Origin of the sequence: Parabacteroides sp. AF48-14 (genome assembly GCF_003477465.1) — a bacterium.
Classification (GTDB): domain Bacteria; phylum Bacteroidota; class Bacteroidia; order Bacteroidales; family Tannerellaceae; genus Parabacteroides; species Parabacteroides acidifaciens.
The window spans coordinates 12,064-34,930 of the sequence record NZ_QUDI01000049.1 but is presented as its reverse complement, the minus strand read 5'-3'; the positions used below and the strand labels follow the sequence as shown (position 1 = coordinate 34,930).

General features: G+C 44.9%; 17 protein-coding genes and 2 pseudogenes. 5 read left to right on the top strand and 14 right to left on the bottom strand.

Going from position 1 to position 22,867, the window contains the following annotated elements:
- Positions 1-596 precede the first annotated feature (596 nt).
- Complete coding sequence (pgk, locus tag DW083_RS18690) at positions 597-1,868, top strand: phosphoglycerate kinase (protein ID WP_115498621.1); 1,272 nt, start codon at positions 597-599, stop codon at positions 1,866-1,868.
- 82 nt (positions 1,869-1,950) lie between these two features.
- Here the strand turns inward: pgk and DW083_RS18685 are convergent.
- Positions 1,951-3,053: pseudogene (locus tag DW083_RS18685) on the bottom strand (Gfo/Idh/MocA family protein).
- Between the two features lie 96 nt (positions 3,054-3,149).
- On the opposite strand from DW083_RS18685, the gene proS reads away from it, so the two are divergent.
- On the top strand, positions 3,150-4,631 hold the full coding sequence (gene proS, locus DW083_RS18680; RefSeq protein ID WP_122333442.1) for a proline--tRNA ligase: 1,482 nt from the start codon (positions 3,150-3,152) through the stop codon (positions 4,629-4,631).
- Positions 4,632-4,689: 58 nt separating this feature from the next.
- Here proS and DW083_RS18675 read toward each other — a convergent pair whose 3' ends face one another.
- Positions 4,690-5,508, bottom strand: a complete 819-nt coding sequence (locus DW083_RS18675; protein ID WP_122333441.1) for an MBL fold metallo-hydrolase — start codon at positions 5,506-5,508, stop codon at positions 4,690-4,692.
- A 95-nt stretch (positions 5,509-5,603) separates the two neighbouring features.
- Between DW083_RS18675 and DW083_RS18670 the strand changes: the two genes are divergently transcribed.
- A complete protein-coding gene (locus DW083_RS18670; protein WP_122333440.1) occupies positions 5,604-7,163 on the top strand; it encodes a DUF4435 domain-containing protein in 1,560 nt (519 codons plus the stop codon).
- Positions 7,164-7,263: 100 nt separating this feature from the next.
- A complete protein-coding gene (locus DW083_RS18665) occupies positions 7,264-9,030 on the top strand; it encodes a glycosyltransferase family 39 protein (RefSeq protein ID WP_122333439.1) in 1,767 nt (588 codons plus the stop codon).
- Here the strand turns inward: DW083_RS18665 and DW083_RS18660 are convergent, their stop codons facing one another.
- The 3 genes from DW083_RS18660 to DW083_RS18650 form a co-directional block, all read right to left on the bottom strand.
- Positions 9,031-10,377, bottom strand: coding sequence for a Gfo/Idh/MocA family oxidoreductase (locus tag DW083_RS18660; RefSeq protein ID WP_122333438.1), 1,347 nt, complete (start codon positions 10,375-10,377; stop codon positions 9,031-9,033).
- A 20-nt stretch (positions 10,378-10,397) separates the two neighbouring features.
- Positions 10,398-11,777 (bottom strand): DUF1080 domain-containing protein, encoded by a 1,380-nt coding sequence (locus DW083_RS18655; RefSeq protein WP_122333437.1) that lies wholly within the window; start codon positions 11,775-11,777, stop codon positions 10,398-10,400.
- 115 nt (positions 11,778-11,892) lie between these two features.
- On the bottom strand, positions 11,893-12,747 hold the full coding sequence (locus tag DW083_RS18650) for a sugar phosphate isomerase/epimerase (RefSeq protein ID WP_122333436.1): 855 nt from the start codon (positions 12,745-12,747) through the stop codon (positions 11,893-11,895).
- Positions 12,748-12,843: 96 nt separating this feature from the next.
- Here DW083_RS18650 and DW083_RS18645 point away from each other — a divergent pair, with 96 nt between their 5' ends.
- On the top strand, positions 12,844-13,488 hold the full coding sequence (locus DW083_RS18645; protein WP_122333435.1) for an HAD family phosphatase: 645 nt from the start codon (positions 12,844-12,846) through the stop codon (positions 13,486-13,488).
- Between the two features lie 68 nt (positions 13,489-13,556).
- Here the strand turns inward: DW083_RS18645 and DW083_RS18640 are convergent, their stop codons facing one another.
- The 9 genes and pseudogenes from DW083_RS18640 to DW083_RS18600 form a co-directional block, all read right to left on the bottom strand.
- On the bottom strand, positions 13,557-14,027 hold the full coding sequence (locus tag DW083_RS18640; RefSeq protein ID WP_167451640.1) for an outer membrane beta-barrel protein: 471 nt from the start codon (positions 14,025-14,027) through the stop codon (positions 13,557-13,559).
- 58 nt (positions 14,028-14,085) lie between these two features.
- Complete coding sequence (locus tag DW083_RS18635) at positions 14,086-15,726, bottom strand: dipeptidase (protein ID WP_122333434.1); 1,641 nt, start codon at positions 15,724-15,726, stop codon at positions 14,086-14,088.
- An 11-nt stretch (positions 15,727-15,737) separates the two neighbouring features.
- The gene (nhaD, locus tag DW083_RS18630; RefSeq protein ID WP_122333433.1) at positions 15,738-17,147 is read right to left on the bottom strand and encodes a sodium:proton antiporter NhaD; all 1,410 of its coding nucleotides are present in this window, start codon (positions 17,145-17,147) and stop codon (positions 15,738-15,740) included.
- Between the two features lie 156 nt (positions 17,148-17,303).
- Complete coding sequence (nfo, locus tag DW083_RS18625) at positions 17,304-18,140, bottom strand: deoxyribonuclease IV (protein ID WP_115498609.1); 837 nt, start codon at positions 18,138-18,140, stop codon at positions 17,304-17,306.
- 22 nt (positions 18,141-18,162) lie between these two features.
- Positions 18,163-18,636, bottom strand: a complete 474-nt coding sequence (locus DW083_RS18620) for a PaaI family thioesterase (protein WP_115498608.1) — start codon at positions 18,634-18,636, stop codon at positions 18,163-18,165.
- 187 nt (positions 18,637-18,823) lie between these two features.
- A complete protein-coding gene (locus DW083_RS18615; protein ID WP_115498607.1) occupies positions 18,824-19,363 on the bottom strand; it encodes a pyruvoyl-dependent arginine decarboxylase in 540 nt (179 codons plus the stop codon).
- Positions 19,364-19,474: 111 nt separating this feature from the next.
- Complete coding sequence (locus DW083_RS18610) at positions 19,475-20,386, bottom strand: hypothetical protein (protein ID WP_122333432.1); 912 nt, start codon at positions 20,384-20,386, stop codon at positions 19,475-19,477.
- Positions 20,387-20,468: 82 nt separating this feature from the next.
- Positions 20,469-21,472 (bottom strand): annotated as a pseudogene (locus DW083_RS18605) (YhcG family protein).
- A 163-nt stretch (positions 21,473-21,635) separates the two neighbouring features.
- Positions 21,636-22,805 (bottom strand): C45 family peptidase, encoded by a 1,170-nt coding sequence (locus tag DW083_RS18600; RefSeq protein WP_233552286.1) that lies wholly within the window; start codon positions 22,803-22,805, stop codon positions 21,636-21,638.
- Positions 22,806-22,867: the final 62 nt, after the last annotated feature.

Genomic DNA, 22,867 nt, shown 5'->3' with positions numbered 1-22,867 from the left:
GTCCTAATTTCCATTGCGACCGTGCTAATAGGTAGTGCACTCGGCACCTCACGAAGATTAGGACGGTCGTAATGGCGATTTGCACGGTCGTAATTGAAAAGAGGACCGTCTTTAGGGCAAAAAAGCACCTGAATTTCCTTGCGATATTTGGGACGCCGTCCGTTTTATTTTCAAATATTCGATTCTCCGGGAGTTAAGCTTTATCACTTTGTCAGTGTTTCCTGTTTTCGATAATCAAATTGTATGCATTCCGAAGTGACCTCGGCACCCCATTTCCTCTGTTGTCAGACAAAAAGGCCAAAACAATGAAAAGAGTCAATCCAAAACCGATCAAGATTTCGGACGAAATAGAAAAATGGCCGAAACAGGGGGTTATTGTATATTTCCCAATTTTATAAAGCTTCAGTTCCTGCCCGATGAATCAACAGGACCGTTTATACATATTAAGTAATCAAGCATATTTCAGACTCCGGCGAAAGAAGTTTTTTCAATTGAGCCAATAATTACAGAATCTGAAACAACGAAATAAAATATTTTTGTGTAAGTTTGCATCCGCTAAGCGTGACATTTTAATACAGAACTTAAATACAAGAGTTATGCAATCAATTGACAATTTCAATTTTGCCGGCAAAAAGGCATTTGTAAGAGTTGACTTTAACGTTCCTCTGGACGAAAACTTCAACATCACAGACGACACTCGTATCCGTGCCGCCCTTCCTACTCTGAAAAAGATTTTAGCAGACGGAGGCAGTGTAATTATCGGTTCTCACTTGGGACGTCCGAAAGGCGTTACTGACAAATATTCACTGAAACACATCCTGAAACACGTTTCCGAATTATTAGGTGTGGATGTTCAGTTTGCTAACGACTGTATCGGCGAAGAAGCCGGTGCCAAAGCTGCCGCTCTCCAACCGGGCGAAGCATTGTTGCTTGAAAACCTTCGTTTCTATGCTGAAGAAGAAGGCAAACCGAGAGGATTGGCTGAAGATGCAACAGACGAAGAAAAGAAAGCTGCCAAGAAAGCCGTTAAAGAAAGCCAGAAAGAATTTACAAAGAGATTGGCTTCTTATGCTGACTGCTATGTAAACGACGCATTCGGTACGGCTCACCGTGCTCACGCTTCTACGGCTCTGATCGCCGACTACTTCGACACCGACCACAAGATGTTCGGTTACCTGATGGAAAAAGAAGTGAAAGCTGTTGAAAAAGTAATGAACGACATCGCTCGTCCGTTTACCGCTATCATGGGTGGTTCCAAAGTTTCTTCCAAAATCGAAATCATCGAAAACCTGCTGAACAAGGTAGACAACCTGATCATCACAGGCGGTATGACTTATACATTTACAAAAGCACAGGGTGGTAAGATCGGTAAATCAATCTGCGAAGATGACAAGCTGGATCTGGCTATCGACCTGATGAAGAAAGCGAAAGAAAAAGGTGTAAACCTGGTATTGGCTGTTGACGCTAAGATCGCTGACGATTTCAGCAACGACGCTAAGACTGCTTATGCTAACGTAAATGAAATTCCTGATGGATGGGAAGGTCTTGACATCGGTCCGAAGACAATCGAAATCTATGCCGACGTGATCAAGAACTCCAAAACGATCCTTTGGAACGGTCCTACAGGCGTATTCGAATTCGAAAACTTTACAGACGGTTCACGTGCAGTAGGCGAAGCTATCGTTGAAGCAACCAAGAACGGCGCATTCTCATTAGTAGGTGGTGGCGACTCTGTAGCTTGTGTTAACAAGTTCGGTCTGGCAAGCGGCGTTTCTTACGTTTCTACAGGTGGTGGCGCTTTGCTGGAAGCGATCGAAGGTAAAGTTCTTCCGGGTATCGCTGCTGTTAAGGGCGAACCTTACAAATAAGAAACAGATCGTAAATATCTAATAGAAAAGGGCTGTCTTCCATTTGAAGACAGCCCTTCTTTTTTATTGTAGCCGGATCACTTTATTGCAACCGGATCGGCTTCCCGCTCTTGGCACTTTTGATAGCAGACTCCAGTATCTCGACAACGATCAGATTGTTTTCCAAAGAAGACAAATCGGTCGGAGCAACCTGGATATCTCCGCGTACGGCCGCTTTCAGGTAATAGAAGGAATCGTTATAAGGAGCTTGCAGTTTGGGTGACTGCCATTGGGTTTCTTTCTTGTCCTTATAAACACGCATATGGGTCGGCGTGTCCTGGTAAATGTATCCTTTGCTACCATATATATGCATATCTTTCCGGTTTATCGGCCAGTTCCATGAACCCATTATCTGGACAGTCGCATCCGGGTATTCGGCAACAATCGTCGCATCATCATCCACATTCGGATATTTGTCGGGCTTCTGATGGTTCAGGACAGCATATACGCTGACCGGTTTCTGCCCGTCCATCAACCAGGTAGCGAGGTTAACACCATAGCAGCCGAAATCGATAACGGCACCTCCGCCATTCAGCTTCGGATCTGTCAACCAATCGGTAAACGCCTTTCCGCAACCGATTTCAAAAGGTCCCTGATGGCCGTCATATACATTCATACGGGTTATCTTACCAATCGCGTCGTTTTCCTTTATCAGGCGGTATGCTTCATGGTTCGTTTCATACCAGGTCGTTTCATAATTGGTAAGCAACAGAATCTTGTTTTTGCGGGCAAGGCTTGCCATCCGGTTGGCATGCTCCATATTGACAGCCAACGGCTTTTCGACCATCACATGGATACCGCGCGGCGCACATGCCTCCACCACGGCAAGGTGATCATAAATGGAACCGTAGGCAACAACCACTTCCGGCTTCGCCTTATCCAGCATTTCTCCTAAATCGGCATAGAAACAGGATGCCGGTAATTTTTTACTTAGCCCGTTATTCGCTCTCAGTTCAGCATCCGGTTCCGAAACGCTACTACCTCAAAATCGCCCCTGTCCATGCGGACAATCACTTCGTGCAGGTGCCCGTGAGAAACTCCGGCAACTCCCAGGCGAAGCGGCTTTCCCGACTGGGCATTTACGAACAAGGGGATAAAAAACAATGACAAGGCAATAATTGCCGTAATAAATCTACGTGTGTACATGGTCTATATAAAATTGATTTGTAGCAAAGATATAATTTTTTTGTACCTTTGCCCCTCGTTATTACAGAAAAACAACATCTAAGAAATAATAAAGAAATGGCAAAAGAGCTGAAAGAACTGACTCCGAGAAGTGTGAACTACTCGCAGTGGTACCAGGATCTGGTAATCAAAGCGGATCTGGCAGAAAATTCTGCAGTACGCGGCTGTATGGTGATTAAGCCTTACGGATATGCAATTTGGGAAAAGATGCAACGTATCCTCGACGATATGTTCAAGGAAACAGGTCACGTAAACGCTTACTTCCCATTGCTGATCCCGAAATCATTCCTGAGCAAGGAAGCCGAACATGTGGAAGGTTTCGCAAAAGAATGCGCCGTTGTAACTCATTATCGTCTGAAAACAAACCACGACGGCACAGGTGTTGTGGTCGACCCGGCCGCCAAATTGGAAGAAGAACTGATTATTCGTCCGACTTCCGAAACAATCATCTGGAACACATACCGCAACTGGATACAGTCTTACCGCGACCTGCCTATTCTTTGTAACCAGTGGGCAAACGTAATGCGCTGGGAAATGCGTACCCGTCTGTTCCTCCGTACCGCAGAATTCCTGTGGCAGGAAGGGCATACCGCCCATGCGACTCAGGAAGAAGCTGAAATCGAGGCAAAAAAGATGCAAGGTGTTTATGCAAACTTTGCAGAAAACTATATGGCTATGCCTGTCATCAAAGGGGTTAAGTCTGCAAGCGAACGCTTCGCCGGAGCTTTGGACACATATACGATCGAAGCCATGATGCAGGACGGAAAGGCACTTCAGGCCGGTACTTCCCACTTCTTAGGACAGAACTTCGGCAAGGCGTTCGACGTTACCTTTATCGACAAGAACGGAAAGAGCGACTATGCATGGGCTACATCATGGGGAGTTTCGACCCGCCTGATCGGTGCCCTGATCATGTCCCATTCCGACGACAACGGTCTGGTATTGCCTCCCCACCTCGCTCCTATCCAGGTAGTGATCGTGCCGATCTACCGCAGTGCGGAACAATTGGCGCAGATCAGCGAAAAGGTCGACGGTATCGTTTCCAAGCTGAAAGCGCTGGGTATCTCAGTTAAATATGATGACGCCGACAACAAGAAACCGGGTTGGAAGTTTGCCGAATACGAACTGAAAGGCGTTCCCGTACGTCTGGCTATGGGCGGACGTGACCTGGAAAACAACACGATCGAGGTAATGCGCCGCGACACACTGGAAAAAGAGACAGTGACTTGCGACAACATCGAAACATACGTTCAAAGCCTGTTGGAAGAAATCCAGAAGAATATCTTCCAAAAAGCACTCGACCACCGTACGGAAAAGACAATCACTGTCGATACATACGAAGAATTCAAAGAAAAAATCGAAGAAGGCTACTTCATCATGGCCCACTGGGACGGTACTCCCGAAACAGAAGAGCAGGTGAAGAACGAAACCAAAGCGACCATCCGCTGTATTCCTTTGGAAGGCGACAAGACTCCGGGCAAATGTATGGTAACCGGCAAACCTTCCGCACAGCGCGTATTGTTTGCACGGGCTTACTAATCAACCGAAATTTATATAATAGAAGAGAGGGTGCCAGGTTGAATCTGACACCCTCTTCTTATTTAAGACTTATCTTTTCCAAATCATCCGGTACAACCACAAATCCTGAAAAATTAAGGCTGGCTTCTGCCGTATAATCTTTCTTGCGGGTATCGAGACGGCTATCTTCCGTATGATATAACAACAGGTTCTTCACATTCAGTTCTTCCGCCAACCGGCCGGCTTCCAACGCCGTGCTATGGTGTTTTTCATAAGGCTTGAAAATCTCACGGTCTTCATACAGGCAAAAAGCCTCGCATAGCAGCCAGTCTGCATTTTCCACATATTGGCGGTTCGATTCATTGTAAGGTTCATCACCCAGACAAACCAATGATTTTCCGTCCGGAAGCAATGCCCGAAAACCAAACTGTTTTTCTTTCGTAGACAAAATATCAAAACATTGAAGTTCCATATCTCCTATCCGGAGCACATCCTTATCCGCTATCTCATGGAACAGGACTTGCTTGCCCAACAATGCTATTTGCTTTTGGGAAAGCATCATCCGGAGCATATAGTCCAAAACCTGCAATACTTTAGCATGGCTATAAAGGTTGAATGTCCCCGTATAACGTTTACTCAACATCCGTTGAATCACCATCCGGACAACCCAAACTGCTCCCAATATATGGTCCGTATGAGCATGCGTCACATACATTTCATGTATATCGGCCAGTTGTACCTGTGCCTTTTCCAGTTGGGTTAATATGCCGTTTCCACCCCCTGCATCCACCAAGAGCAGAGTCTCTTCCGTTTTAATAATAAAACAAGTATTGTAGCATTTGGTTACAGTTGCATTTCCAGTACCGAGCATGATCAGTTCCGTCGCTGTCTTTTTCATTTTATTGTAGAATTATTTCGTGCAAATGTACATAAAAGGCCTCTATTTTTCATTTATCTTCTCTATCTTTGGAGAAGAAACAAATTAGAACTTGTATGGAGCTCATTCTTCCAACCAATCAGAATACTTCAACACCTGTCACACTCGACACAAAAGTGTTGGTCGTAATCGGGGCCAACGGATCCGGCAAAAGTTCCTTCGGCAGAGAGTTGCACAAACGATATGCAGGACGAAGCGTATGGATATCCGGAATGCATTCCCTCTTTCTCAGTAGCGAGGAGAATGAAACGCCCGCGGACGGCAATGAACTGGCACGGCTTCAGTCGATGATTGCCGAACGGCTTTTCATGCCCCGTTTGTCGGAATATGAAAAACTGATCCTGCATCTGCAAACAGAAGAGTTTGAAGCTGCCGTCAAATACAAGGAAGATTGTAAACTCACACCCGATTTGTTGCCGCCGGTAACCAAGATAGACCGTATCCAGACCATCTGGGAAAAGATGTTCCCACACAACCGGCTGGTGCGCAAATCAGGTTTCATCGAATTAGCTTCTACCAGTATCGACGGAGATTCATATACAGCCGGCCGGATGAGTGACGGTGAAAAGTTAGTGTTTTATCTGATCGGAGCCGTACTTTGTGCTCCGGTGAATGCCCTCTTAATCATCGAAGAACCGGAAATCCTGCTTCACGACTCTATCAAGAATCCCTTATGGGACGAGATAGAAACCATACGTCCGGATTGCACCTATGTATACCTGACACACGACATCGACTTCGCCGCCTCACGCGACAGCAGCAAACGGCTGTGGATACGTTCCTACAATGCAGACGCCCGGATATGGGATTATGAACTGATCGAAAACTCCGACACCTTCCCGGAAGAGGTTTATATGGAAATTTTAGGAAGCCGTAAACCGATCCTGTTTATCGAAGGGACAGATTCGAACAGCATAGACAACCGGCTTTATCCGCTTATTTTCCCGGATTATAAAGTGAAGCCGATGGGCGGTTGCCAAAAGGTAATCGAAACGACAAAAGCGTTCTCACAACTGAAAGACTTCCACACATTGGACTCCAAAGGGATCGTAGACCGTGACCGCCGGACAGAGGGCGAGATCGCTTACCTGCGCGAACAGCATATCTATGTACCCGACGTCGCCGAAGTCGAAAACCTGCTGATGCTGGAACCGGTTATCAAGACTGTTGCCAAACGCCTGATGAAAGACCCTGAAGTGGTTTTCAGCCAGGTGAAAGAAAACGTGATCAAGCTTTTCCTGAAGGATCTCGAAAGCCAAGTGCTGCTCCATGCCCGCCACCGGGTGCAAAAGAAGTTAGAAACAGCACTGAACCGGAAAATGAGTACGGTTGAAGAACTGACCGAGCATGTGGAAAGCATTCGCGAAACGGTGCACGTAGACGATATCTATACAGGGATCAAGAGTAAGTTCATCCAATATGCCGAGACCGGCGATTACAAAAATATCCTCCGCGTCTACAACCAGAAAGGGATGTTGCCGCAATCCCAATTATGTAAATACTGTGGTATCAGCAACAAAGAGAGTTACTTAAATCTCATCCTCTCCATACTCCGGGAAAACAAGGAAGATGCCGATGTGATCCGGACTTCCATCAAAGAATGTTTAGGAACATAAAAAGTTTCTCAAAATGAAGAAAAAGTCCGTAAAAAGTCGTTCTTTTGCATTCTAATTAAAATGAATATAATGGGGTGAAGGCTCCTTACCGATTTAAACTATGCGCACACCGACTCTTCAATATCTCTATCTGCAAAAACCGGTAACGATGGTTATCGTCATTTGTATTATCTCTGTCCTCCCTTGGATAGGGCTGGGAGATTTTTCAACAAAAGGAGAACCTCGCGAAGCTGCAGTCGCAGTTTCGATGCTTGAAACAGGCAACTGGGTTTTGCCTCAGGTCTACGCAAACGAATTTGCTTACAAGCCGCCATTGGCGCATTGGATGATGGCCGCAGCCTCTCTGCCGCAAGGGCATGTGACCGAGTTTTCTTCCAGGTTGCCGTCTGCGCTGGCATTTATCACACTAATCGGTTTTACATTGGTTTTCTTCGGTAAGCGGCTACGGTTTCAGCAAGCTTTTATTGCAACGCTACTGCTTATTACCTGTATCGAGATACACCGGGCTGCAATGACTACCCGTGTGGATATGCTATTGACAACGTTTATGGTGATCGGGCTTTTCCAACTATACCGATGGGAAGACAAACTGGATCTGAAAGGTGTGCCGATTGCCATTCCCGCCCTGTTAGGATGTGCCGTCCTGACGAAAGGGCCTGTAGGCCTTATCCTGCCGCTGTTTGTTTTCGGCGTTTACCTGCTGATGCTTCGCAAGTATTCCTGCCTGGTGATATTCAAAGCGCTTCTCTATGCCGGTATTTCTTCCCTGTTCCTGCCCTTACTGTGGTATGTTGCAGCCTGGAAACAGGGGGGCGATGCATTCTTGAATGTGGTATTGGCTGAAAACTTCGGACGTTTTTTCCATTTGAGCACGCCGGAAATCCATTATGAACTGGGACATGAAAACGGTGTCTGGTACAATTTCATGACATTGGCTGCAGGATTTATTCCTTGGACAATCTTCTTCTTTTTCTCTTTATTCGGATTGAAGCTCCACAAACCGGAGAAATCTATGAAAGAGATTCTGAAAGACACCTGGAACAAGATACAATCGATGGAAAAAGAGAAACTGTTCAGTCTGGTCGCATTGGTTTGTATCATCTTTTTCTATTCGATACCATCCAGCAAACGGAGCGTATATCTGATGCCTGCCTATCCGTTTATCGCGATATTCCTGGCTCAGTACACTTTATATATCACAGAATACCGGACCAAAGTCACACGTCTGTTTGCCGCATTCATGGCTTCGATCACAGCTGTCGTAATGATTGCCGTAGGGTTGACAATGGCGGGTGTAATCGATCCTGTCAAAATAGCAAGCCAATACACGAACCGCCAAGCTGCATTGGAAATGGTGGAGATGGTTTCGAATATGTTCTCGCATCCTTGCGGGTTGACGATCTGCATCTTGTTAGTTATACTGGCTATTCTGGCAACAGTCTATTACCAGATGTTTAAGAAGATCAATATCAAGATACTATATGCAACGATAGCGCTTGCTTTCGGTATTAACCTGCTGATCGACGGTGTTGTGATGCGCGGAATACGCCAGGGAAGTTCAGCCCGTCCGTTTGCCGAGCTGGTTCAGAAAGAATATCCGTTGGATGACACGAATATGTATGTCGTGAATGACCTGAAAACATATTCCAATCTTTACGGATTGAATTTCTACTTGGGGAATAAGTTCCATAACTTCGATCAGGAACAGCCGGTCAGCGGTTTCTTTTTCTGTACGGCGAAAGACTTGGAAAAAATCCAAAAAAATTATGGAGATAAGTACACGTTCAGTCTACTTACCTCCACAAAGAATGTTATCGCTGATGTACGTCAAAGAATCGTACTTTGCAGCTTTTTACAGAACGAATAATCAGTATTTAAAGACTTTACCGCCGGCCAATACTTCCTGCCGTGCTTCATCGAACGTAGCCTTTTCACCGGTACGAAGAGATGCTGTACACATGATATTGGCAATCGAATGGTTGTAACCGGCATCTACAGGAGCATGCGGTTGTTTGCGGCTCTTTACGCATTCCATCCAGTTACGCATATGCAGGTTTGTCATCGGATCGGAACCGGTATTGGAACCTGTTTCCACTTTGATAGACGGCAAAACATATTCATCCAACAGATTCGGCTGCATACCCATTTCATCTGCAAAACGTTTGGTCAGACCACCTTCGGATGTTACTTTATTCGTATCCAGATTCAATGTCCCGCCATTGGAGAAATACAATTCTTTCGTCCCGCCGGCAGAGTTATGCATACGGGAAGAATAAACCACCTGGAAGTTTTGTGAGCCGTCGGGAGTACCATAGTCGAACACTGCCGTCATCGTGTCATAACTGCGACGTCCGTCATTCCACTGATAGATACCGCCATTGGCAGCTACGCTACGCGGATGGTTGCATCCCGTAAACCAGTGTACCGTATCGATCTGATGCGACATCCACTGACCGGGGATACCGGACGAATACGGCCAGAAGAGGCGATACTCCAGATATTTACGCGGATCCCACTCTTCATACGGACGATTCAACAGGAAGCGTTTCCAGTCTGTATCTTTTTCAAAACATTGTGCAACCAACGCCGGACGACGCCAGCGACCGGGTTGGTTGACATTCCAGCACATCTCTACCATCGTGATCTTACCGAACTTACCGGAACGGATAAAATCATTAGCCGCATGATAGTTAGGCGCCGAACGGCGTTGAGAACCAATCTGCACGATCTTTCCACTTTCCAGCACAGCTTTACGGGCGGCACGGGCATCCTCCATTGTTTCAGCAAACGGTTTTTCAACATAAGCATCGCATCCGGCTTTAACCGCTTCGATACAATGCAAAGCATGCTGGAAATCAGAAGTCGCCACAATCACTGCATCGCATATTTTAGCGTCATACAGTTCCTCATTGTTGCGGAACGCCTTTACCTTCTTTCCATACTTTTCCTGGAAGAAAGCAACCCCTTCTTCCCGGCGCTTTTTCCATATGTCGGAGACGGCTACGATCTCAAATCCCAACTCATCGGCACAAGCCATAAAAGACGGAATCAGCGAATAGCGGGCACGGTCTGAAAAACCGACAATGCCCACACGTATCTTTTCGTTTGCTCCCATTATGTTAGCGTAACTTTCAGTACTGAAACCCAGTCCGCCAATAGTCAGACCGGCCGCGCCCAAAGCGCTGTGTTTAAGGAAATCTCTGCGTGTTGTCATGGTTCTATTTTTTTAGTTAACTACTTCAGTTCTCTAATCTTGATATTCCGGAAAGATACTTCATCCCAGTGGTCCTGCAACAAAATATGGCCTTTGTCAGCTGTTCCGAAACCGCCAAATTCATTATATTCTTTCTTTGCAAACTTGCTACCCTTCACCAATTCGAGGAATGCGTCGGAAGCCCAGTCATATTCAACAGTCTTAAAGCCGTTCATCCAATGTTCGACATGCTTGTTGGGGAATACTTTGATTACACCCTGGTTCCACTGTCCTACACCGTTGAAACGTTTGTTTTTCGCTGCAATAATGTCATACAAGCTGGATACCGTACGGCTACCCGGATAGGTTGTGTACAGTTTAGCATCCGGATGGAGCTGGTCGTCCAATACCTGATATTCCGGACCGATCACAAAACCTTTATTCTTTTCACTTTCCTGGATCAGATATTTCATACCGCTGTTAGCACCCGGTGTCAGCTTAAACTCAAAGCTCAATTCAAAGGCACCAAATTCATCGTTCGTTACGATATCACCGCCTCTTTTACCTTCCGGACCTCCGTTTTTCATAACTGTCAGTTCACCGTTTTCAATCTTCCATCCATGTTCAGGGAAAGTTTCCTGACCGGCACCACGCCATCCGTTAGACGTTTTACCATCAAACAACAACTTCCAACCGGCTGCTTTTTCTGTTTCCGTCAATGTATTCGGAATGCGGTTTACTTCCGGAGCCAACTGTCCTTGCATACGTTCTGCTTCCAGATTTTCCGTCTTAATGCGGATATTACGCCACCAGATTTCTTTTCCTTCCTTAGACATGTCTTTTCCGATTCCATGAACCTGGAAAGCGATAAAACCTTTCGGAGTCATATCATCGATCAGGTTGGAAGTATTCACACCGTTCAACCAGATACGGATATTATTGCCGATTGCCTCGATACGATACTTATTCCAGTCGTCTCTCTTGTAGGCTGCACGACCTGCATCATTATCAGTCAAAGTAACCAACCATCCACGACGTGCTTCATCATAAATACCTCCGCTCCATGCACGATCGGAAGGATCTATTTCACACTGGTAACCATGTACACGTCCATTCTGGTAGTCCGGCAAACTTTCACTGCGGAACTGTACACCCGAATTAAGGCTCGGATCACACTTCACTTCAAATTCCAGGATAAAATCACCATATTCCTGCTCCGTAGCCATAAAACTATTCGGCTGGCCGGACACGGATTTACCAACGAGGCAACCATCCTCTACACGATAAGGAGCTTCTCCGTTCAATTGCTTAAAACCTGTGAAGTCTTTTCCGTTAAACAACTTCTGCCATCCGTCATTAGGTTGGCAGGCACCACACAGCAATGTCAAAGACAAGGCTGCTAATTTTAAATACGTTTTCATTTTGTTTTCTTGATACTATATTAGTTAGACAATCAATTTACATTAGTCGTTCTTCATGTGTACGTGCACAAAGATATAAGTTTTTACACTTCCATCGCGTTAAATCTCGAAAAATTCAATAAGATTTACGAATTTGTTCTTTAATAGCAGCGACAGAAGTTGCTAATTGATTATCCATATTATCCCATTTGCATTCAATTGAAAGCGCTCCGGCATATCCGGCCTGGTGCAGAGCCTTAAAGAAGGGTGTAAAATCGTCTCCTTTTACTCCAGGGGCGGAACGGATTTCATTTTCTGCTATATGGCAATGCTTCAGCCATTTTCCGGCATCGATAAGCGCACCGGCATCTTCATTCTCGCGCAGCATATGAAAGAAATCCGCCAACACACCCAAATTCGGGTGATCGACAGCCTTTGCAATTTCCGTCCCTTGCCGTACCGTATTGATGAAGTTAGTCTCTGAACTTTGCAACGGTTCAACGACTACATAAACATCATAATCGGCTGCATATTCGGCAAGCTTCCGGCATAAGGTTGTGAACTGCCCGGTGGCCTCTTCCCTACTGAAACCATCCGGGATATTACGGGCATTTCCACTCCCTAAGACCAATATCTTCACTCCGACCTCATGCGCACGCCTGATAGCCACTTTTCCATATTTCAGTATCTCGTCCAGACAAACATCCGGTCCGGTCAATCTAATATCTCCGGGGAAAAAGCTATTACCCGAATATAAGGGCAACTCCGCTTCTTTCGCAACCTGCAAATTAGCTGCAAACGCGCTATCCGGCTGATCCGGCATTAAGAAAGAACGGATACCGATTTCCACATACGAACAGCCTGCCTGTTTCAGCAAAAGAGCTTTATTGACGGAAGTGCAAACCCCGATGCGGTCTGCCAATGATTGTGCCTGCAAAAAAGAGACAAAGCAGAATAGAGTGATAAAAAGGATAACAAATCGTGTCTTCATAGGCTATACGATTATTACGAATTTACGCAAATGTAACTAATTATATTCCAATAAGAAGTATATTTGCACTCAAATTATTATAAATGAATTGATTTTATGGAACAACAGTTTATGAAGACTGCTTTTTTTGATTTCGACGGTGTGATTGTAGACACAGAACCTATTTACGATATTTACTGGAATAAGGCCGGAGAACGTTATGGTACAGGAATTCCCGACTTTGCATCCCACATTAAAGGGACCACATTGCCTTATATATTAGATAAATTCTTTTCCGACCGGTCCGAAGAATTTAAGGAAATGGTAACACGCGAATCTATGGAGTTTGAACAGCAGATGCCTTTCCCTCCGGTTCCGGGCGCTATGGAATTTATCCATCTCCTGAAGAGCAAAGGTGTCAAGGTGGGATTGGTGACCAGCTCCGATGATGTTAAGCTAAAACGGGCTTTCAGCCTCTTGCAACTCGACGGGCTTTTCGACACAATTGTGAGTGCAGACCGCATCACAAAAGGGAAGCCTGATCCGATGTGCTATTTGTTGGCGGCATCCGACCTGAATGTATCTCCTGCAGACTGCCTGGTGTTCGAAGATTCGTTTGCCGGAGTGCAAGCCGGGACAAGTGCGGGAATGCGGGTGATCGGACTTTGCACGACTAATTCGGAAGAATCCTTAAAGGACAAAGTTTATAAGGTTATTCCCGATTTCCAAAATGTTACTTTTGAGGAATACATGCAGTGGTAATTCTTTGATACAAAGAGGGCGTCAAAACTTACTTTTGACGCCCTACTCTTTATTGTAATATCTAAATTTTAGAAATTATATCCGACACGAACAGCTAAAGCAGCAGCGTCCAGATCTTTTATAATATTATATTTAGCTTCCAAACCGACTGACACCCGGTCAGTTGCATAGACTTCTCCTCCCAGACCAATGTTTGCACCAAAACGGCTTTCATCCCAAGGACCGGCTTTCCAGAAAGAAAGACTCAAACCTGCCAACGGATAGAAACCAAACATATCACTCAATTTAAAGACATAATGAGCATTCATATCGATCGCCCACGCGCTCAACCCATCATTCTTTATTAAATGGGTAATAGAAGGAGTCAAACGAAATTCATCCGTCACACAATAACGATAATCAATGCCGACAGTTGCATTTCCAATATCATTAAAATTATAGCCCAAATTAAAACCGAATGACGACTGCCCCTGCTGTGTCTGTGCATATGCACCTATACTGAACACAGTCAACATCAACATAACAATTAATTTTTTCATACTTTTCTTATTTTGTTCAACAATCTCGCCAAATATACTATTTTTTAATTAAAGCGCATCACTTTACTTTTAATTTATCTCCCGCGCTCTTCACAATACTGCGATAATAGTCTTCATCATAACCCGGGAAATCAGGATACTCCGACAAACCATAACCATTCTGCTTGAACTGTCCGTTTTCTTCTTTCTTCACATTGCCGTCCATATATTTGACTAACAGATATTCGCCTAACTTCTTCCAGCGAGCTGTAGCCTGGTCGGCAGTTGTCGTACTGAACCAGGTCAGGAACTTGACTGCTTCCACCGGATTTTTAGCATACAACTCCATCGCGGCCTTATCGATAGCCGGAATTGTCTGTTGGTAACCATTCTCCAATTCCTGCTGGACAGGACGGATATCTTGTATCATATAGCTATATTTGCCGTACGCCATGTTTGCTACCCAGTTATGAATCCAGAAGGCTGATGTCCAAGAGAAATTCATCATATCACCGTTTCCGACACGATAACACTCGGGAGAAGCCGTAACAGAACAATAGATCGGTGTAAAGACAGCCATATCCGCATCATCCACGCCAAACCAAAGAATGCCGCCAATGGCATCCGGTAACCAGCTGCGCATCTGCGGAACAATCACAAAGCCGGTCTGTTGTGTGGCAATCGCACGCTCGTTGGTATATTCCTGGCCGTCAACCTTGAAAGTCATCGGACGCCAACGATACGGGACCTTGTAAGAGCCGGCACCGGCATCCTTCGTCATATCCAGGTCCGTACCTTCAAAATGATCGCGCATGCCGTTCTGTACATCCTGTACGGACAACAGGCGATCCGGCTTGATATACAAAGGCATCGGCTTTTTCGTCACATCGCCCTTGATCAGATCGGTATATTGATCCATCGACTTGTCGTATTTGCGAAAGAAAGACCATACACGTGCTTCACAACCACGCAAAGAGCCGAAATCGTACGGGCAATAGGCTTTCTGGAAACTGAAATCCTTATCCTTCCCGCTGAAATAACCCTTTTCACGGGCAAAAGACACGACGTCCGGCGAATACAGACAGTTTTCCTTATCTTCGAAAGGAATCTGCTGAATGCGGGACTGGTTGGCATGTGCCGAAATGCAATCATCCGGAATACGGATAGCAACCCAGACAGCCCCTTTATTACCCGGACCTTTACCGATCATCTCCATTACCCAGGCTTCATTCTTATCGGCAATAGAGAAAGACTCCCCACTGCTGTAATAACCATAATCTTTTACAAGACCGGTCATCACCTCGATCGCTTCACGCGCTGTCTTGGAACGCTGTAAAGCAATATAGATCAGACTGCCATAATCCATGATACCGGTCGTATCGACCAGTTCCGAACGGCCGCCGAACGTACTTTCCGTAATCGCTACCTGATGTTCGTTCATATTACCGACTACGGAATAGGTCTGTTCCACCTGCGGGATCTGTCCTAACGGCTTATGTGTATCCCACTCGATCACATCCAGCATCGCCCCTTTCGGCCAGGTAGCGGCAGGCCAACGATACAGTTCGCCATACAATGTATGCGAATCTGCCGCATAGCTGATCATAACAGAGCCGTCGACCGAGGCTTTCTTTCCCACTAACAGCCCAGTACATGCGACAGCTTTCATTCCGGAAAGCATCACAGCACAAGCTGCCATAAAAATCCATGTTTTTCTCATATCAATAAAGTTTATACAAATAATAACATATATACGCCGGCACCACAGCAATAGCCGATCAGCGCCAGTATTGAAAATCGTTTGGTATAATACATGAAATCGATCTTTTCCAATCCCATAACCGTCACACCTGTTGCAGAACCGATAATCAGAATGCTGCCACCCGTCACGGCACAATAAGCCAGGAATGTCCAGAAACCGCCGTCCGACACAAAGAACTGGGCATAAGGCGCCAGGTTTGCAGCATCCGGAACAATCGGATACATCCCCATCGTCGCAGCAACCAAAGCCACGTTATCCACACAGGAAGACAAAACACCGATCACAAAGCTGATCAGATAGGGTTCATGCACATGTTTGTCCAAAAACGTAGACATCAATCCCAACTGGCCGGATGTTTCCAAAGCACCTACCGCCATCAAAATACCGAGGAAGAAGAAGATCGTCGCCAAATCGATATTCGGCAGCAGTTGGGAGATACGCAACTTATTGGACTCACGCATGTGCAGCTTGCTGTACATGATATCCGTATAAAACCACAGAACAACCAAGCCTAACAGAACCCCCAGAAACGGCGGCAGGTTCGTCAGCATCTGGAACACCGGTACCAAAGCAAGTGAAAGGACACCGATCACAAATATGACGCGACGCGAATGATTCGGTATCTCCGGTGTATATTCGTCCGCCATCTCTTCCTCGCTCATCACACGCAACGTCGCATGTTTCTTAAACAACCAGAAATGGGCGATTGTCAACGGAACAAGCATATTGACCAAAGCCGGCAGGAAGACATGGGATATCTGATGCGACGCCGTTATGTTTTTCCCAACCCAAAGCAGGATAGTCGTCACATCCCCGATCGGCGACCACGAACCGCCGGCATTAGCCGCAATAATCACCATACAGGCATATTTCAAACGGTCGGTCCGGTCCGGAACCAGCTTGCGCAACACAGCCATAACAACAATAGCGGCTGCCAGGTTATCCAACAAAGCAGAAAAGAAGAAAGCGGCAAAACTGATAGACCACAGCAACTTCCGCTTGTTGGCAGTCCGGATATAACCGGTCACGGCCCGGAAACCACCATGTTTATCGACAATATCGACAATCAGCATGGAACACATGACAAAGAAAAGTGTTTCCGCCACATTCCCCAAGTGATAGACAATCGAACGGTTCGTGATAAAAGTAATAAACTGATCTTTCAACGGCGCATTCGCCATTTCCGGATTTTGTGTCAGAAACTCCTGAAACAAAGGGCTGGAGCGTTCAACAAAAATATTATAGGCGTCAAACATCAATATCATCCACAGTGATATCGCCATAAACAAAGCTATCGCAGCTTTATTGATCTTTATTTTATCCTCCAATGCAATCGCAAGGATACCCAGAACAAAAATGACAGGCATTAAAATAAACATAATACAATGTGTTTAATTTGTTATTTATTCGCAAAAGAAGAACTTTTTGCCCTATACTCTTGCGTGTTTAAAAAATTCACCGTACATTTGGGCTTTCATAGTTAAGGTTTTGGTTAAATAGAAAGGAGTGACTTGTGAAAGCCGCTCCTTTCGCTTTTATATAGAATACAGATATTCAATCTCTTCCGCCCAAATAGACTCATCCGGCGTCTCCAGAATCAACGGGATATTGTCAAACCGGGGATCTTCCATCAACATCTTGAATGTAGTCAATCCCATCACTCCCTTTCCTATACTGTCATGACGGTCCACACGGGTTGCCAGGTCTTTCTTGGAATCATTAATATGCATTCCGCGCAAATACGAAAAACCGATTATTTCATCAAAACGTCGAAATGTCTCCGTAAACCCCTCGGCTGTCTTGATATCGTAGCCTGCCGCCAATGTATGGGCAGTATCGATACAAACCCCGATACGGGATTTATCTTCCACCTTATCTATAATATAGGCAAGCTGCTCGAAGGTATATCCCAGGTTCGTACCCTGTCCGGCTGTATTTTCCAACACGGCGCACACACCCGATGTTTGCTCCAACGCCCAGTTGACCGATTCGGCAATACGGCTCAAGCAATCCTCCACACTCATCTGGTTCAGATGGCTTCCGGGATGGAAATTCAGACGGTCCAGCCCCAACTGTTCGCAACGTTGCATCTCGTCTAAAAAAGCATCCCGCGATTTCTGCAACCCTTCTGCCTCCGGATGTCCCAAATTGATCAGGTAACTGTCATGCGGCAAGATATGTTCCGCCGTATAGCCGAACTCTTCGCAACGCTCCTTGAAAAGAGAAATACTCTTTTTGGTCAGCGGAGACGATTTCCATTGACGTTGGTTACGGGTGAACAAAGCGAAAGCTTTTGCCCCGATCTCATGCGCATTCACCGGAGCATTCTCCACTCCACCTGATGCCGACACATGTGCTCCAATATACTTCATTTGTTATTTATGTTTTTATTGTTTATTCCCCTTCTGCCCTACATCCTCCAAAATGAAACTTCTCGGTCGCCTGTTCCTGTGTGACCACGAAATAGACCAGGTCTGCACGCGTACATAATTCATTCTGCGAATTATAGATTTCCGTTTCAATAAAGATCGCATTCCGCTTACGGTCTTTGATACGTCCCCGGATGGTCAACCTGGATTCACGAGTCGAGATGCTTTTCATAAAACGGGCATCCAAACGGGATGTCATACCTGAAGTCTGTAACTTCCGGAGTACCACCCACCCCGCCAATTCATCCATTAATGTAGTCTGGATACCGCCATGCAGCGTGTTCAACCACCCCTGATAATGTGCTTCCGGCTCCCAGTATGCAACAATGTCATCGCCATCCTCATAAAACTCCATGTGAAGCCCCATCGGATTACTCGGCGCACAGCCAAAACACATATATCCTTCCAGCCCCTCCCAGGGATTAATAATCTTTTTCATACACAACAACAGGTTTAAATAAATTGTTCTTAAAATTAAGAGAAATCCCGAATAAATGGGTTCACAAATATAAGAAACTAAACGCTTACTTCGGTTGCCATCATAAAAAAAGCAGAAACAAGGAGTTTTCCTTATCTCTGCTTTCTCATAATAATAAGCTAACAATAATTATTGCTATATCTCTTTTTTACTCTTCAACGTCCGGTTGCAAGAAATCAACAAAACACAGGGCAGCCAACGCTGTTCCGTATCGTTTCTCGATGGTAATACCTTCCGTGATGAAGTTCAACTCGCCCAGGTAATACTTACCATACGTATTCAAGTGGAGGTCATTGATCACACGGATCAGACGGGATTCCAACTCCTCGATACGATAACGGCCGCTTACCTCACATACAAGACCTCCGACTTTTTCATCGAAGTTTTCGTCTTTGTACATCCAGGCGTAAACCACACCGGCAGACACAAACTCATCCTGATACCCATGAGAGACAGCCATAATGGTCTTCATTTCAGAACCAAACGGAGGAAGATCGATCTCATCCATGGTGGCCAGATGCGCAGTTGCCGGGATAACAGACGAATACGTCATAATGTTAAAGTCTGCAATACCAGCATCATAAAGAGCCATGTGGTAAGATCCTGCATGTTTTTCCAAATCAGATTCACCACTACCCTTTGTAATAAAAAAGGTGTTTGGAATTAAATTCCCAACTTTCTTTACCATCTACGAATATGTTTTACTAATTAATAATAAGGGCACAAAAATAGAAACTTATTCGGGATTACACAACGATTAGACTGCAAAACATTAATATAGTAACACTTTTACCACACTTTATCTTCCTTTCATTTTAATATTTTCCACATATCGGTTTCCTTTCCGGTATGTTTCCCCTTCTTTTGTATAGACATAGTCGCCCTTATTCGTGCGGACCGTATAGCGGATAGCCTTTCCGTCAAGCGCTGTTTCATCAGCCATAAACAAAGATATATTAGCTGTAAATATACCTTCTTTCTCCACCGGTGTTTTGTCTGTCGTCAGAAAAATAGAACCGGAACGCGGTTGCATCTGACGGAATCCGAAATAACCTGTCAGATAATCGTAGAACGGGGTGCTGTTGTCCACCACATCCAGCTGTACACTGGCGATGGTCAGTTCATCGCCGGTATCATTCTTAAACCGGATCGCCAACTGGCTGGTCTGGTGTTTCAGAACCATAGAGGCCGATATATTTCCTTCTTCATCTGTCTCCGTACGGCACGCACCAACCACAATATCGTACATACCAAAAGTCCCGTCTTTCGACTGATACTGCTGGCAGATGTTGTAGTTCATCATACTTTTGTGAATAAAATAGCCCATCAGTGAATCAGCACCGGAAACGATATTTCCTCCGAAAACAGCGGACACCGAGTTCAAACTATCCTGCATGATAAACGGAAGCCCCTCCATATGCGGATCATGGGACGGATAACGATATAGCAACTCCCCTTTCCCATCCATCGATACGACGGCAAAGCCCAGTCCCTTGTCCCATTGCCTGAAACAATAGAACGCCGTATCTTCCGGCACCTCCAAACCGACTGTCAACAAAATCTTTTCTACAGGCGGACGAACGATATCCGGCCTCGGATCAGGAGCCGGCTCCGGAATATCATCCATATTGCCGGAACAACCGACCACTCCCGCCAATGCCATTACGGCTACAACGGGTAAAAACTTCCATACATTTTGTTTCTTTTTCATTACACGTAGAATTTTTATCTATATAAATGCAGAGAAAAGAAAAACCTTGCATGCAAACCAGAAAAGAAAACAAATGAGTCAACTACTCGTCCTGCAACTCTTTCTCTATTTCTTCAATGCTTGGCAAGGAACTACGGAAGTCTTTAGGAAACGATTCTACTAACTGATATTCGGATATGCCGATAGGCTGGTTTGTATTTTCCAACGTGTATTTAGCGACCACTTCATCCTTTGTTTTGCAAATCAATAAACCGATAGTAGGATTATCATCTTTGTGCTTCATCTGATGATTAACAGCAGAAACATACAGTCCTAATTTACTGATGTATTCGGCCTTAAATCTGCCAGTCTTCAATTCCGTCACAATGAAGCAACGAAGTTTATAATTATAAAACAGCAAATCTACAAAATATTCTTCTTCACCAATTTCCAGCCGTACTTGTCTGCCCACGTAGCAAAGCCGTTTCCAAGTTCCAAAAGTAGTTTGGTTATGTTCTTAGTGAGTGCATCTTCCAGTTCCCGCTCTGCATATCCCTCGCGCATAGTGAGGAAATCAAAATTATACGGGTCTTTCAATGTCTGCTGTGCCAAATCACTTTGGGGGTTTGGCAAACAACTTGTAAAATTGGTAAGGGCTTTGCCTTCTGCCTTATACAGATCGGCTTCGATAAAGTTCATTAGTACATTACGACTCCAGCCATTTTCCACAACTTTATGAATATAGAACAGTGCTTCATCAACAGATTTTGCTTTTGTAAAAATTTCAACTTGATGTCTCCACGGTATGGAAAGAAAATATTCTGGTAATTCGTCACCAAGTTGGTGACGAATTACATCGCTCTGATTATAAAACAGATACATCCGTTTCATATACTTCAGATTGGTAACAGAAAAACCTTCCATATCAGGAAAAGCCTCTTTGAGGTCACGGCTCAATTCATTAAAGAAGCCTTTTCCCCATCTGCTTTCCGATTGCTTTTCTACAATGTCCCGTCCCAAATCCCAGTACATACGAATTAACTCCGTATTTACTTTCACCGCAGCCTTTATCTGTGATTGGCGAATGCGGTATTTTAATCCTGCCAACCAGGCTTATAATCATGATCTGTCTTAATCAGCTTATTCATGAATTGCTATTGTTTATTTTCGAACAAAGGTAACAAGATATTTCCAATAGTTTTTTGTCTCCACCAATTACTATAGAGGACAGTTTTTTAATAATTGCCGGTAAGCCCCTCTGATTTTTATTTCAGCGTTCCGGTAAAGTTCTTTTATCGTTGATGTGTCCAAGCCGTTTTTTTTCCCATTCCGCCTGTTTTGATGTGAATACGTCAAAGGTTTCGTCGTTGATGGAGGCGAGCTTTTGCATATAACCCGTTTTTTCGTTGTTCCAGAGCAATTGCCAATGTAAATATTTACGCCCGTTTCCCTTGTGAATGGAATAAACATCCTCTTTCAGTTTAGAGGCATATAAGCAGAGAGGAGCTGTTCCGCAAACAGAGTCATAAGAAGTGAGGGCCGGCTGGGCTGTTCCCATTTTAACCCATAAAGGAAGGACTGCCGAAGTTGGCGGATAACCTAATGCAGTCCATATGGTGGTCAATTCTGCATTCATACCCGGTTTTACCCCTTGTATGACGATAGATGCCGAACTTTCCGAACGGGGAATGAAATCTTGCTCGACGAACCACCCCGAATGGCGGTTAGGACTTTCATTTTCGTTTTTCAGATCTATATCCAACAGACTGTTATAGAAGGAACAGGATGCTTCCCTGAAAATATTCCGGGGAGTGAATCCTTCTTTTTCCATTTCCTTAAAAATCTTTCGGGCGCTTTCATAGCGAATGTATCCCAAACCTTCGTCTTTGCGCCCCTCAAAAGAGAAATTCGTGTAGATGATGTATCCGTCGGGAGCCAGAACAGGGTCGTTCACATCCTTTTTATAATATCGTTCGTTGTTTGTTTCGTAATAGGCCGCTCCTCCGAAAGCATCGATTACTCCAAAGTTAGCTTCTACACGCAACGGGCGGGGAAGCGTGTCCAGCAAATGTTCAAAGTCAGAGATGGTTTTGCATGTTCTCAACGCTTTTCTCATCAAAGCCCCTTCTTGATCCATCTCTTCAATATCGTCGTCTTTCAGATTAAAAGAAGCGGTGTTCATAATTGAAAAACCGGTTTCGTTAGATCCTGTCCATATAGCATCGTCCTGCTTGTTATTGCTGTTGGCAAGTCCGAGAAAACGATACCCGCCTTCGTCCACATAAACAATATGGTTATATGGCTCATCCGTATCACGGTGTTTCCACATGAGCGGTCTGCCGTCCGGGGTCACTTTTCCGGAGATAATAATAGATGTACATGCTTCGGAATATTGAAGGATGATACAGAGACAAGCGAAAATAAGGAATAGCTTTTTCATGGATTGATTTAATCAGGATAAATGAAAGGCGTGTCAAAAAGCACTTCCGACACGCCCTTCCT